Source organism: Pseudomonas sp. JUb52, assembly GCF_004341115.1.
Lineage (GTDB): Bacteria > Pseudomonadota > Gammaproteobacteria > Pseudomonadales > Pseudomonadaceae > Chryseomonas > Chryseomonas oryzihabitans.
In genome coordinates this window covers 140,932-154,403 of sequence record NZ_SLYS01000010.1, presented here as the reverse complement: position 1 = coordinate 154,403, position 13,472 = coordinate 140,932, and the positions used below count along the sequence as shown (strand labels likewise).

12 protein-coding genes and 1 pseudogene are annotated in these 13,472 nt (G+C 64.2%); 5 read left to right on the top strand and 8 right to left on the bottom strand.

Translation table 11 applies throughout. The features are described from left to right. Positions 1 to 10: 10 nt before the first annotated feature. The 3 genes and pseudogenes from EC839_RS17385 to EC839_RS17375 all read left to right on the top strand — a co-directional run. Positions 11 to 850: pseudogene (locus EC839_RS17385) on the top strand (alkaline phosphatase); the annotation flags it as partial. Positions 851 to 944: 94 nt separating this feature from the next. Next, positions 945 to 1,889, top strand: coding sequence for a DNA replication terminus site-binding protein (locus tag EC839_RS17380; RefSeq protein WP_007161723.1), 945 nt, complete (start codon positions 945 to 947; stop codon positions 1,887 to 1,889). 552 nt (positions 1,890 to 2,441) lie between these two features. Next, positions 2,442 to 3,035: a DUF1349 domain-containing protein gene (locus tag EC839_RS17375; protein WP_007161724.1), complete on the top strand. Its 594-nt coding sequence runs from the start codon at positions 2,442 to 2,444 to the stop codon at positions 3,033 to 3,035. 11 nt (positions 3,036 to 3,046) lie between these two features. Here EC839_RS17375 and EC839_RS17370 read toward each other — a convergent pair whose 3' ends face one another. Together EC839_RS17370 and EC839_RS17365 are read right to left on the bottom strand one after the other, a co-directional pair. Further along, complete coding sequence (locus EC839_RS17370) at positions 3,047 to 3,820, bottom strand: L-iditol 2-dehydrogenase (protein ID WP_007161725.1); 774 nt, start codon at positions 3,818 to 3,820, stop codon at positions 3,047 to 3,049. Positions 3,821 to 3,888: 68 nt separating this feature from the next. After that, positions 3,889 to 5,196, bottom strand: coding sequence for a sugar ABC transporter substrate-binding protein (locus tag EC839_RS17365; RefSeq protein WP_132832920.1), 1,308 nt, complete (start codon positions 5,194 to 5,196; stop codon positions 3,889 to 3,891). 248 nt (positions 5,197 to 5,444) lie between these two features. On the opposite strand from EC839_RS17365, the gene EC839_RS17360 reads away from it, so the two are divergent. Next, the gene (locus EC839_RS17360; RefSeq protein ID WP_007161727.1) at positions 5,445 to 6,359 is read left to right on the top strand and encodes an AraC family transcriptional regulator; all 915 of its coding nucleotides are present in this window, start codon (positions 5,445 to 5,447) and stop codon (positions 6,357 to 6,359) included. A 93-nt stretch (positions 6,360 to 6,452) separates the two neighbouring features. On the opposite strand, the gene mgrA is transcribed toward EC839_RS17360, so the two are convergent. From mgrA to EC839_RS17330, 6 genes are all read right to left on the bottom strand, one after another. Continuing rightward, on the bottom strand, positions 6,453 to 7,490 hold the full coding sequence (gene mgrA / locus EC839_RS17355; RefSeq protein WP_007161728.1) for an L-glyceraldehyde 3-phosphate reductase: 1,038 nt from the start codon (positions 7,488 to 7,490) through the stop codon (positions 6,453 to 6,455). Between the two features lie 533 nt (positions 7,491 to 8,023). Next, the gene (locus tag EC839_RS17350) at positions 8,024 to 8,998 is read right to left on the bottom strand and encodes a biotin-dependent carboxyltransferase family protein (protein ID WP_007161729.1); all 975 of its coding nucleotides are present in this window, start codon (positions 8,996 to 8,998) and stop codon (positions 8,024 to 8,026) included. Beyond that, entirely contained in the window at positions 8,995 to 9,867 is an 873-nt protein-coding gene (locus tag EC839_RS17345) for an allophanate hydrolase subunit 1 (RefSeq protein WP_007161730.1), read from the bottom strand. The genes EC839_RS17350 and EC839_RS17345 overlap by 4 nt, the downstream gene beginning before the upstream one ends. Then, the gene (locus EC839_RS17340) at positions 9,864 to 11,237 is read right to left on the bottom strand and encodes an acetyl-CoA carboxylase biotin carboxylase subunit (protein WP_007161731.1); all 1,374 of its coding nucleotides are present in this window, start codon (positions 11,235 to 11,237) and stop codon (positions 9,864 to 9,866) included. The genes EC839_RS17345 and EC839_RS17340 overlap by 4 nt, the downstream gene beginning before the upstream one ends. After that, positions 11,234 to 11,485, bottom strand: a complete 252-nt coding sequence (locus tag EC839_RS17335) for an acetyl-CoA carboxylase (RefSeq protein WP_007161732.1) — start codon at positions 11,483 to 11,485, stop codon at positions 11,234 to 11,236. Before EC839_RS17335 ends, EC839_RS17340 begins: the two co-directional genes overlap by 4 nt. 93 nt (positions 11,486 to 11,578) lie before the next feature. Then, a complete protein-coding gene (locus EC839_RS17330) occupies positions 11,579 to 12,343 on the bottom strand; it encodes a 5-oxoprolinase subunit PxpA (protein ID WP_007161733.1) in 765 nt (254 codons plus the stop codon). Positions 12,344 to 12,461: 118 nt separating this feature from the next. Here EC839_RS17330 and EC839_RS17325 point away from each other — a divergent pair, with 118 nt between their 5' ends. Next, a complete protein-coding gene (locus EC839_RS17325) occupies positions 12,462 to 13,379 on the top strand; it encodes a LysR family transcriptional regulator (protein ID WP_007161734.1) in 918 nt (305 codons plus the stop codon). Positions 13,380 to 13,472 lie beyond the last annotated feature (93 nt).

Here is a 13,472-nt window from a genome sequence, read left to right as displayed (position 1 = left end):
CATCCTACAGGACATTACCAACAACTGGTCGCCGAGCAAGACGCTGGACGATCGCTATCAGGTCAAGGACATAAATGTCCTGAGCGGTCGGGCGCGCCAGGCGTTCCTGGAATACGCGCCCATGCGGGGTGTCTCGGCCGACGGGGCAGGGCGCATCTATCGACGGATCGCCTATGGCCCCCTGCTGGATGTCTTCGTGCTGGACATGCGCAGCTATCGCGCCGGCAACGACAGCAACCTGGGTAGCGAGGAGGGCGGCCAGGGCGCCTTTCTGGGGCAGGAGCAACTCGATTGGCTGAAGAAGGAGCTGCAGGCGTCCAGGGCGACCTGGAAGGTGGTCGCGGCCGATATGCCCATCGGGCTGCAGGTGCCGGACGGCAAGGACGCGCAGGGCCAGGCGCGCTGGGAGGCGATCGCCAACGGCGATCCCGGAGCCCCCAAGGGGCGCGAGCTGGAAACGGCCGACCTGCTGCGCTTCATCGCCCGGCAGGGGATCCGCAACACCGTCTGGCTTACCGCGGACGTGCACTACTGCGCCGCCCATCACTATCACCCGGACAGGGCGGCCTTCCAGGATTTCGAACCCTTCTGGGAATTCGTGGCGGGGCCGCTGAACGCCGGCAGCTTCGGTCCCAACCCGCTGGATGCCACCTTCGGGCCAGAAGTAGTGTTCCAGAAGGCGCCGCCCCAGGCCAACACCTCACCGCTGAGCAACTTCCAATTCTTCGGGGAGATGGAGATCGACGGCAAGACCGCCGAATTGCAGGTCACGCTCAGGGACCAGGACGGCCGTCCGCAATTTACCCAGAGGCTGCAACCTTTGAATAACAATACCACCCCTATAGCGTAGATACATTTAATGATGATCCTCTGCACAGCTATCAAGAAGAGGCCCAAGTTCTTGTAAATGCTACAATCTGGTAGTTATCAGGTTGGAGTTGGCCATGCACGAAGACATCAAGAGCGCGTTCGAAGACCTCAAGCGGAGCATTGCCATCTTCAATGAGCGCTGGCCCAGCAAGGTGATAGCCGCCCGGGTCTGGCGGCTGCCTTTGCTGGCCCAGCAGCGGGTGCCCGACCACATCGCGGCGGAGTCCTTGGAGGGCAGCGCTGCGGTGGAACTCACCCGCGATGCGTTGCTGGCCTTCCACCTACAACCCGGCCAGGCACCGGGTACGGTCAGTCGATTGCCCGGTTACATCGCCCTGGCCGAGCCGCTGATGGAGGAGATCCTGGCCATCAATACCTGCAAGGCCGCCTTCAGCGCAGCGATCGAGCAGACACGCCTGGAGCTGGAGCTGGCACCCGAGGCGCGACCCCGCATCATGCGCAAGGCCCTGGGTGGCGCCTTCAATACCAAGCAGCTGATCCGCAAGGTGCATGGCTTTCCCGATCCGGTCCGGCAGCTGACCTTTACCTGGGCCGGGCATACCGCGGGAGGAGAGCGGGTCAAGGTGGGCAAGGTGCGCGAGCAACTCAAGACCCTGGCCATGGCCCGTGCCGACCGGGAGCGGATAGCCCTGGATCGCACCCCGGAATGGCAGGAACACCAGGCACTCAACCGGATGGCGGACGATGACATCCTGGTTCGCCACAAGAAGATCGCGCCGCATCCGCGGGCGATGCTCTGGTTCGGCGAGGAGAGTCGCTATGACGCCATGATCCACGCCAACCTGCCGGTGTTCGTGGTACCGGCGCAGGACGGCATGCAGGTCGTCGACCTGCGCGATTTCGACCGGACTCAGCGCGGGGCACTGCGACCCGACATCAAGCCGCGGCGCGAGGTGCTGGCCACGCGGTTGCTGTACCTGCCCACCGACAACCCGGAACGGCCCGCCGCCCAGCGCAACAACGAGGCGACGCTCAAGCGCTCGACCTACAGTCGCTGAGCCTGGATGACGTTACCGAGCGGGTGGATGTCGTAACCAGATCCTTCATGGCCGAGTGAAAAGGTAACGAAATCCTCCGCAACAGTTGCCCGCACGCCAGCCTCTAATCAATGAAAACTAGCATTTTCAAAGACTTATGAATGTTGGCACGGCGAGTGCTTTATAACTGGCACAAGAACAACAAGATGCGCCGCTAACCGCCCACAACAAGAACAAGACGGCCAAGGCTCGCGAACCGATCATTTTGGAACGCTCCAGAGCAACCAAAGTAATCTGTTCACTTCCCACCTCGTTGGTGGGGCGTACTAAAGATCGATGACGTCGACGTCCGACAACAAAAACAAGAGGACAGCAGACGTACTTGAACAGGGGAGCCTCAGGGCTCCCTTTTTTCATGCCTGCAAAAAAGTCGCTGGAGGGCAGGGAATGGCGCCTGGCACAGCGCTCAGCGCTCTGTTCGCGACCCTCGCAGCGCGATTTACCGTCTGGCTTTGGCGCATCTGGCGTCCGTGATCTATCGTGAGCGCAGCCCAGCCGCCGCGGATACCTGTCATGACCCTTGCGAAGACCCTGCCTGCCCATTGGCTGAACGAACCGACGCGCTGGTCCGATACGGACGGCCTGCTGCACATCAGCACCGATCGCGAGACCGACTTCTGGCAGAAGACCCAGTACGGCTTCGAACGTGACAGCGGACATTTCCGGGGTTATGCAGCCGGCACGGATTTCACCGTGCAGGTGCGGATCACCGGGACCTTTACCGAGCTGTACGACCAGGCCGGCCTGATGGTGCGGCAGGGCAGCGAGCGCTGGTGCAAGACCGGGCTCGAGATCAACGATGGCATCGCCCACCTAGGCAGCGTCCTCACCCTGGGGCATTCCGACTGGGCCCTCGGGCCGATGCCGGATGCGGTCAGGGGATTCTGGCTGCGCATGACACTGCATGCCGAGGTGCTGCGCCTCCAGTATTCCCTGGATGGCCAGACCTGGCCGCTGTTGCGGCTGTGCCGCTTCGCGAGCGAAGAGGGCGCGGCCCTGCAAGTCGGGCCCTATTGCTGTTCGCCGCAGCGCGAGGGCCTGGAGGTCAGCTTTGCCGACCTGCAGATCGGGCCGGCGATCGTCAAGGAACTGCACGACCTGAGCTGACCGCGCGGCGATCAGCTCATCCAGTTGCCGCCGTCGACGTTGTAGGTCTGGGCCACCACGAAGTCGCTGTCACTGGACGCCAGGAACAGCGCCATGCCGACCAGGTCCTCGGCGGTTCCCATCCGGCCGTAGGGCACGGCTTCGCCGACCAGGCGCTTTTTCTCGCCCAGCGGTCGTTGCTCGTAATGGGCGAAGAGGGCGTCCACGCCTTCCCAATGCTCGCCATCGACCACGCCCGGGGCGATGGCGTTGACGTTGATGCGGTGCTTGATGAGGTCGAGGCCGGCCGACTGGGTCAGGCTGATCACCGCCGCCTTGGTCGCGCAATAGACCGCAACCAGGGCTTCGCCTCGGCGCCCGGCCTGACTGGCCATGTTGATGATCTTGCCGCCATGACCCTGGGCGATCATCTGCCGGGCAGCGGCCTGCAGGGTGAACAGGGGACCGGCCACGTTGATGGCGAACAGCCGGTCATAGCTTTCCCGCGAGATCTCGACGATGGGTGCCAGGTCGAACAGGGCGGCGTTGTTGACCAGGATGTCGAGCTTGCCGGCGGTAGCGACCACCTGAGCGATGGCCGTGTCGATGGAGGCCTGGTCGGTGACGTCCATGGCCAGGGCGTAGGCGCGCTCGCCCAGTTCCTCGGCCGTTTCGCGGGCTCTTTCGATATTGATGTCGGCAATGGCCACCGTCGCGCCTTCCCTGAGGTAGGCCTGGGCGAAGGCCTTGCCGATACCGCGTGCGGCGCCGGTGATCAGGGCGCTCTTTCCTTCCAGTCTGTTCATGGTCTTGGCTCCGATCGAGAGACTGACCGCGCGGTGCAGTGCGCGGTCATGTCCTGGATAAAGGGACGTTACTTGAGATAGCCCGCGCGTTTCATCTCGCGGGTCGTCGAGGTCTGGGCCGCGTTGAGCGCCTGTTCGACGCTCATCTGGCCGGTGAGGGCGGCGGAGAACAGCTTGCCGACCGAGGTGCCGATGGCCTGGAACTCGGGAATGGTCACGTACTGGATGCCGACATAGGGCACCGGCTTGGCCGAGGGATGGGCCGGGTCGGCGTGCTGCATCATCTCCAGGGTGATCTTGGCGAAGGGCGCAGCGCTCAGGTAGGCCTGGCTGTAGGTGGACTGGCGAGTGCCCGGCGGGACGTTGGAGATGCCGTCCTGGTCGGCCACCAGCTGGATGTATTCCTTGGAAGTCGCCCAGGTGATGAAGGTCTTGGCCGCCTCCTTGTGCTTGGCGCTCGCCGGGATCGCCAGCGACCAGGCATACAGCCAGGACGAGCCCTTGTCGGTGACCTCGTGGGGCGAGGCGGCGAAGCCGACCTCATCGGTCACCTTGCTCTGGGTCTTGTCGGTGGTGAAGGAGCCGGCGACGCTGGCATCTACCCAGAGCGCGCACTTGCCGCTGTTGAACAGCGCCAGGTTTTCGTTGAAGCCGTTGCTGGAAGCCCCGGGCGGGCCGTACTTCTTCATGTTGTCGACGTAGAAGTTGGCCGCTGCCGTCCACTCGGGACTGGTCAGTTCGGGGTGCCATTGCTCGTCGAACCAGCGCGCGCCGAAGGCGTTGCCCATCAGGCTGAGCAGCGCGACGTTTTCCCCCCAGCCGGCCTTGCCTCTCAGGCAGAGACCGTATTGCTCCTTGTCCGGTTGGTTGAGCTGGCTGGCGAACGCTGCGAGTTGCGACCAGGTCGGCTTGTCGGGCATCTGCAGGCCGGCGGCCTTGAACAGGTCCTTGCGGTAGTAGGTGACGGTGCTTTCGCCATAGAACGGCAGGGCATAGAGATGGTTGTTGACCGACAGCCCCTGGCGGACCGCTGGAAAGATGTCTTCGACGTCGTAGCTGGCAGGCAGGTTGTCGAGCGGCTCCAGCCAGTTCTTGGCCCCCCAGAGCGGGGTTTCGTAGGTGCCGATGGTCAGGACGTCGAATTGGCCACCCCCGGTGGTGATGTCGGTGGTCAGCCGCTGCCGCAGCACGTTTTCTTCGAGCACCACCCAGTTGAGCTTGATATCGGGATGCTGTTTTTCGAACACCTGGGACAGCCGCTGCATGCGCACCATGTCGCTGTTGTTGACGGTGGCAACGGTGACCGATTCGACGGCCTGGGCAACACCGGTCAACCCGAGACCGGCCAACAGCAGCAAGGCGATAGGGCGCTTCATCTTCTTCTCTCCGCGACTGCCATGATGGGCAGCTTGTTGTTGTTATGGATGGCTAGCCGCCGATATAAATCTGATCTCGACAGCGCAGCTGGAGAGCATTACAACAGCAGGGCCAAGCCGCTGGCTAACCTGGCATTGACCAGTTGCCGATACATTTTTGACCTGGATCGCCGAGCGCACCAAGGTCAAAAAAGCATCGATAGCCAGGGCAGCCGGTGCGGACCTACAAGAACAAGCAGAGGTACATCATGAAGGCGACCGCCTTCCTCGAGGCGCGACCGGCAGAGCTGGAAGTGATCCTTGCCGCGCCCGACCAGAGCTTTCGCTGGTACGAGCACGACTATCCCTACGCCTTGGCCCGCTGGAATCATCACCCCGAATACGAGATCCACCTGATCCGCCAAGGCAGCGGCCGGCTACTGGCCGGCGACTATGTCGGACCCTTTGCCGCAGGTCATGTGGCCATGATCGGGCCGGATCTGCCGCACGATTGGATCGGCGATCTACCGCCCGGCGAGGTGATCGCCGGCCGTGACGTGGTCATCCAGTTCAATGGCGAACTGTTGCGCTCGCTGAGCGCCGTGGCGCCGGAGCTGGGCGATTATCTGCCGTTGTTGGAGCAGGCCCGCCGCGGGCTGGAGTTCAGCGGCGACACGGCCCGGCAGGCGGCGGCCTTGATCGAGGCGATGGGCCAGGCCCGGGGCGCCGAGCGGCTGCTCAGGCTGTTCGCCTTGCTGGGCTTGCTGTCCCGGGCGCCGGAAACCGAAAGGCTCGTCCTGGCCAGTGCCTGTTATGCGCCGGCGCTGGATGCCCGCAGTTCCGCCCGAGTGCATCAGGCCTTCGACTATCTGCTGAGCGAACTGACCGAGGATATCCGGCTGCCGGTGATCGCCAGGCGCGTCGGCATGAGCGAGGCGGGTTTTTCGCGTTTCTTCAAGAAGGTCACCGGCCACGGTTTCATCGAACTGGCGCGCAAGCTGCGCATCCAGCGGGCCTGTCGGCTGCTGCTGCAGGCGGAATTGTCCATCGCCGCCATCTGTTTCGAGGTCGGCTATTCCAATCTGTCCAATTTCAACCGGCATTTCCGCAACGAGACCGGACAGACGCCCAGTCAGTATCGCCAGGAGCAGATCGGAATCCGGCGTCAACAGCCGAATGGGTGAGGGCGGGCGAGGGTGGTTGTGCCCTGGACCGGTCGGGCTTTTATAGAGAGAGGCGTACCTGGCCCCGGAGCGCCAGATACGCCGAACACAGCCTTATTCCGCGCTGGACGGCTTGGCCCAGAGGTTGATGTCACCTTCGACCGCGTGAGTGTCGATCTCGGCCAGTTCCTCGGCGGTAAAGCTCAGGTTGTCCAGGGCCGCCACGTTTTCCACGATCTGTTCGGGCCGACTGGCACCGATCAGGGCACTGGTGATGCGCGGATCGCGCAAGGTCCAGGCCAGGGCCAGCTGCGCCAGGCTCTGGCCGCGGCGCTTGGCGATGGCATCCAGGGCGCGGACCCGGGCCAGGTTCTCGGCGGACAGATGGCCTTGCTGCAGGGACTGGCCACCGGGCTGATTGACCCGGGCTTCGGCCGGAACGCCATTGAGGTATTTGTCTGTCAGCAACCCCTGGGCCAGTGGCGTAAAGGCGATCACGCCACTGCCGATTTCCTCGGTCGCATCCAGCAGATCCTTTTCGATCCAGCGATTGAGCAGGTTGTAGGCCGGCTGGTGGATCAGCAGCGGGATCTTCCAGTCGGCCAGCAACTTGGCCATTTCCCGGGTCTTGGTCCCCGAATAGGAGCTGATGCCGATATAGAGTGCCTTGCCTTGCTGGACCGCGGTGGCCAAGGCGCTGGCGGTTTCTTCCAGTGGCGTGTGTTCGTCGAAACGGTGCGAATAGAAGATGTCGACGTAATCCAGGCCCAGGCGCTTGAGGCTCTGGTCCAGGCTGGCCAGCACGTATTTGCGCGAGCCGCCACCTTGGCCATAGGGTCCGGGCCACATGTCCCAGCCGGCCTTGCTGGAGATGATGAGTTCGTCGCGATAGGCGGCAAAGTCTTCACGCAGCAATCGACCGAAATTGATCTCGGCGCTGCCATAGGGCGGCCCGTAATTGTTGGCCAGGTCGAAGTGATTGATGCCCAGATCGAAGGCGGTGCGCAGCAAGGCGCGCTGACGATCCAGCGGCGTGGTATCGCCGAAGTTGTGCCAGAGGCCCAGCGACAACGCCGGCAGCACAAGACCGCTGCGACCCACGCGGCGGTAAGGAATACGGTCATAGCGATCGGAAGCGGCTTGATAAGCCATTCAAAACTCCTCGGGATGGAATACTTGTTGGAAACCCAGGACATTCGCACGTGATGACACAGGCGGCGGCGCGACCACCGGGAAAGAGCTCCGGGAACGGACGCCATCCGATTAAAGCTGCCGGCGCCAGCTTGTACAAACGGCCGTTGGGGATTTTGCGGTGCAGGTGTGCGGTAAGCGGCGATCTGAATTCCTGAAGCCGTCATGTCTGGCAAACTGGCAAGGCGGTAGCGGATTTCAAAAAGCCGCCAGCGTGAAAAGGCAGACACTCGGTGCAGCGCTCCATAACCATAACTTCGCATAATGTATATTATGTTAAATTGGATATGGACCTAGACTGACAACTGCCCTTTGCCATCCCCTCCAGTCTTTGACCTTATCCCTGATCCGGCCACCTGCTTAGACTCTGACTTCCCTACCCTGGCCCTGTTGATCAGCGATCAGGATCTTCTTGCATGACGATCCTGAAAACGCGTCCGTTACGAACGACGCCTTCAGGATCTCTCGAATGATCACTGGCTGCCAACGAGTCCCTAGCTCGCCAACAGCTGCTCCAGTCGCTGCAGACGCTCCTTGTACACACGCCGTGCGGCCAACGCGTCCTCCAGGGTTACCGCCACGAATCGCGCCTTCTGGTTGGGCTGCAGCTGGCCGATCAGATCCAGGTCGCTGCTGATGACCGTGCCGATCATGGCGTAGCCGCCACCCGACACGGCGTCTCGGTGCAGGACGATGGGTTCGAGGCCGGCCGGTACCTGGATCGAGCCGATGGGATAACAGCTGTCGACGATATTGGACGGATCCGAGCCGGCGCCAAAGGGTTGTTCGCGCGGCGTGAATTGCAACGGCCGGCCGCCCTTGAATCTGTAGCCGATTCGATCGGCTTCGAAGCCCACCGTCCAGGTATCGGCGAAGAACGCCTCGGCGGCGTCCGCAGTCAGGCGGTGATGATAGAGACCCGGCACGACCCGCAGGGTCACCTCGCCACCGCAAGCCGACACCAGGTCGACTGGCAACCGGACGCCAGGCTTGGCGCCTGTCGCCGGGGTTCCGACAGTCAGTTCGTCACCCGCGGCGAGCCTTCGGCCCTGGAAGCCACCGAGGCCGCCCAGGGTGTACGTCGAGCGACTGCCCAGCACCTCGGGCACGGCGAAACCGCCCGCCACGGCCAGATAGCCACGGGCGCCGGCCTTGAGGTAATCGAACTTGAGCACCTGGCCGGCGCGCACGCTGAAGGCTTCGTCCAGTGGCATTTCGGCGCCGTCCAGGCGTGGCGTCATGCGCGCGCCGCTCAGGGCAACCAGGGCGTCTTCGGTAAAGTGCAGCTCCGGGCCGAGCAAGGTGCATTCCAGGGCGGCGGCGCCGGGTGCGTTGCCCACCAGCAGATTGGCCGCGCGCAAGGCATAGCTGTCCATGGCCCCGGACGGCGGGATGCCCAGGTGGTAGTAGCCTTCGCGACCAAGATCCTGGATCGAGGTGGCCAGGCCGGGTTTGAGTACCTTGATCATGCCGGCTCCTCCATCAGGGTGCGCGGATAGCCACGGGGATCATCGAGAAAGGCGTCCAGGGAAAAGTCCACCGGACGGATATTCAGGGTGAAGCTACCCTCCTCTACCTCGGCCAGCATCCGGTCGTATTCGGCGCGGTCGATGGCGCGGAAACGGACGATGTCGCCGGGCCGGAAGAACACCATGTGGTCCTGCAGGTAATCGAGGCGCTGGGCCGGCTCGTAGATGGGCGCCGGCGTCACGCCGAACATCTGGTAGCCGCCGGCGCCTCGTACCGAGTAGATGCAGCCGAAGCAGCCGCCGTGGCCGAGGGTCTGCTTGGGCGTGTCGGTGCGGGGTCGTAGGTACTTGGGTACCTGCAGCTGCCGCTCGGCCTCGACCATCTGGAACATGAACGGCAATCCGGCGACGAAGCCCACCATGGAGACGAACCAGGGCGCGCCGCTGTGGGCCTCGATGAAGGCCTCGACATCGGCCAGGCCGTTGATGCGCGCGGCGTATTCCAGATCGGTAGCGGTCGGATCCTGGTGGCGATCGCGAAAGCGCATCAGCGTCTCGTGGGTCCAGGGGTCGTTGTAGAGCACCGGGATCTCGATCAGCCGCGTGGCCAGTTGGCGCTCGGCCACCGCCTGGTCTTCCACGCCCTGGACGGCGGCCAGCAGCCGGTCGGGCGGCAGGACATCGGGATCGAAGCGGATCTGGAAGGAGGCATTGGCCAGGCAGATGTCGTGGATGCCGGGCAATTGCAGCACCTGCACCGCGCGGGTCATGGCCAGGCCACGGAAAAACGCCTCCAGGGACATGCTTTCGGACAATTCGACGAACAGGTGCTCGTCGCCGCCGAAGCTATAGCGGATCGCAGTCGTCATGCGGGAATCTCCTCGGCCAACCAGTGTTCCAGGGTACCGGTGTCGAAGCGGGCTTCGATCACCCAAGGTTCGTCCAGCAGGCGGCGATGCAGACTGGCGGTAGTAGCCATGCCGGTCAGACGCAACTGGTCCAGCGCCTGGCGAGCACGGGCCAGGGCCTCGCCGCGATCGGCGCCATGGGCGATGAGCTTGGCCAGCAGCGAGTCGTAATAAGGCGGCACTCGGTAGCCCGCATAGAGATGACTGTCGACGCGGATGCCCGGACCCTGCGGCCAGGCGAGCTGCTCGACGGTCCCGGGGCTGGGAAAGAAATTGCGCGCCGGATCTTCGGCGTTGAGTCTCAGCTCGATGGCGGCGCCCTGCAGATGGATGTCTTCCTGGCGCAGCCCCAGGGGTTTACCTCCGGCGATGCGCAACATGGCCTGGACCAGATCGATGCCGGTGACCATCTCGGAGACCGGATGCTCCACCTGGATGCGGGTGTTCATCTCGATGAAGAAGAACTCGCCGCGGGCTTCGTCGAACAGGTATTCCAGGGTGCCGGCGCCACGATAGCCGAGGCTTTCGGCCAGGCGTACCGCGCTGGCGCAGAGGGTCTCGCGCTGGGCGGCGCTCAGGACCGGCGATGGCGCCTCTTCCAGGAGCTTCTGCCGGCGCCGCTGCAGCGAGCATTCGCGCTCGAACAGATGCACGGCGCGCTGGCCATCGCCAAGGATCTGCACCTCTATATGCCGAGCGCGCTCAATGAAGCGCTCCAGATAGAGGGCGCCGCTGCCAAAGGCGGTCTGGGCTTCACGCTGGGCGATGGGAAACTCCCGCGCCAGCTCGGCGGCGTCGCGCGCCAGGCGGATGCCCCGGCCTCCTCCTCCGGCCGATGCCTTGATCAGCAGCGGATAGCCCACCGTCGCGGCTGCCGCTATGGCGGCCTCTATATCGGCCGGTTCGCCGGCAGAGCCCGGTACCACCGGGACGCCGGCCGCCAGCGCAGTGCGCCGCGCCTCGGCCTTGTCGCCCATGCGGCGGATGATGTCACCCGAAGGGCCGACAAAGATGGTACCGGCCTCCTCCACCGCATCGGCAAAGGCGGCGTTCTCGGCCAGGAAGCCATAGCCGGGATGCACCGCATCGGCGCCGCTGTCTCGCAAGGCCGTGAGCAGAGCCTCTATATTGAGGTAGCTGCGATCCGCCCGCGCCGGGCCGATCACCACCACGGCATCGGCCTGGCGCGCCGCCAGCGAATCCCGGTCAGCCTCGCTGCAGGCCAGTACCGTCTCGATGTCCAGCGCCTTGGCGGCGCGCAGGATCCGGACGGCGATCTCGCCGCGATTGGCCACCAGCAGACGGCGGATGCCGCCCCCTGTCGTATTCACGAGGCGGCTCCGTTCAGGGTGGCCAGCAACTGACCCGGCTCGACCGGATCCCCGTCCTCGACGGCGAAGGCCGTCAGGGTCCCGGCGACCTCGGCGTGAACCTCGGAGAATTGCTTCATCACCTCGATCAGGCCGATCACGGTGCCGGCGGTGACGGTTTCCCCGACATCCACATAGGGCGCCGCATCGGGCGTGGGTTTGCGATAGAACGTTCCGGGCAGGGGCGAGAGCACCGAATGTTCGGCCATGACGATTCCTCTTCTAGGCAATGTTGTCGGAAAGGCAGGCGTAGCTAAGGGCAGGAGGACCCGGCGTCTTGGCGCCGGTGTCCGCATGGAAAACTAGCCGGCGCCCGGGGCGCGGATGGCGATGCCGGCGGCCTCCAGGCGCTGGCGGATGGCCTGGGCCAGGCCCAGCGCCCCGGGGGTGTCGCTGTGCAGGCAGATGGATTCGAAAGCCACCTCGACCTCGCCCCCCTCCACCGTGGCGACCCGTCCCTGCTGGCAGGCTTTGAGCACCCGTTCGGCCACCGCCTGGGGATCCAGCGCGCCCATGCGCCGGACCAGGACGATGGAGCCGCTGGCGTCGTAGTCCCGGTCGGCATAGAACTCACGCACCAGGGGCTGGCCCAGCTCGCGACCGATTCGCCACGTGGCGGAATCGGGCAGGCAATAGAGCAGCAGCCCGGGTTCGAGGCGTTGCAGCGTCTCCACCAACAGCCGGGCCGCCGCCTCGTCCCGGGCCAGGTGCATGAACAGCGCACCATGGGGCTTGAGGTGCTGCAGCCGCAGGCCATGCAGCCGGGCGAATTCACGCAGGGCGCCCAGCTGATAGACGATATCGGCCACCAGTTCGTCGGCGGGCATCTGCAGGGGCCGACGGCCGAACCCCACCAGGTCGCGATAGCCCGGATGGGCGCCGATGGCCACGTTGCGGGCCTTGGCCTGCTGCACGGTGCGCTGCATGAGGCCGGGATCGCCGGCATGGAAGCCGGTGGCGATATTGGCCGAGCTGACCAGGTCGAGCAGCTGGTCGTCCACGCCGTCGCCCAGCGTCCAGGCGCCAAAGCCCTCGCCCATGTCGGAATTGAAATCCACCTCGATCATTGCGGTATTCCCTGGCAGCGGTGCGTTGTCCTCGACCTTAGGACTGCCCTGCCCCCTTGGGAAGATTTATTATCCAAAGCCCAGTGTTCGGAAAAATCGATACCTCAGGACAGTCGCCATGGCCCTCACCCTGCGCCAACTCCGTTATTTCACCGCGACGGCAGAACTGGGGCAGATCTCCCAGGCGGCCATCCACCTGAACATTTCCCAGTCGGCGGTGACCAGCGCCATCCAGGAACTGGAGGGCCTGCTGAGCACCAGTCTGTTCGTCCGTTCGGCGCAAGGGATGGCGCTGACCGATGCCGGTCGGCATTTCCTCAACCATGCCTATGGCATTCTTCGCGGCGTCGACGACGCCCTCAGCAGCGCCCTGCCCGATCACCGCGCCAGCGGCGAGTTGCGCATTGCCGCCAGCTATACGGTGATCGGCTACTTCCTCCCCCACCACCTGCAACGCCTGGCACAGCTCTATCCCGAGGTGACGGTGGCGGTACACGAGCAGGAGCGCCAGGCCATCGAAGAGGCGCTGCTGGACAAGCGCATCGACATGGCGGTGGTGCTGACCGCCAACCTGACCCACGAGGACATCGTCTCCGAGACGCTCTTCAATTCCGAACGCCGGCTCTGGCTGCCCAGTGGCCATCCCTTGCGCGATCGACCCAACGTCAGCCTGGCGGATGTCGCCCGCGAGCCCTATGTCCTGCTCACCGTCGACGAGGCCGAACAGAGCGCCATGCGCTATTGGCGCCAGGCCGGTCATGAGCCCCAGGTGCGGTTGCGTACCAGCTCGGTGGAGGCCGTGCGCAGCATGGTGGCCAACGGCAGCGGTGTCGCCATTCTTTCCGATCTGGTCTATCGGCCCTGGTCGCTGGAGGGCAAGCGGCTGGAGACCCGCACCCTGGTGGAGCCCATTACGCCCATGAGCGTGGGGCTGGCCTGGCATAGGGAGCATCCGCTGACGCCGGCCATGCAGGCCTTTCGCAGCTACTTCCACAGCGCCTTCCTGGCGCCCCAGCAGCTGGGTGCGCGGCGATGATTGCAGGGATAAATCCTCACGAGCGAAAGGATTCGATCCGTATAACCGTCTGAATAGCTAAAATCCTCACGACCTTGAGGATTGTACCGGCTA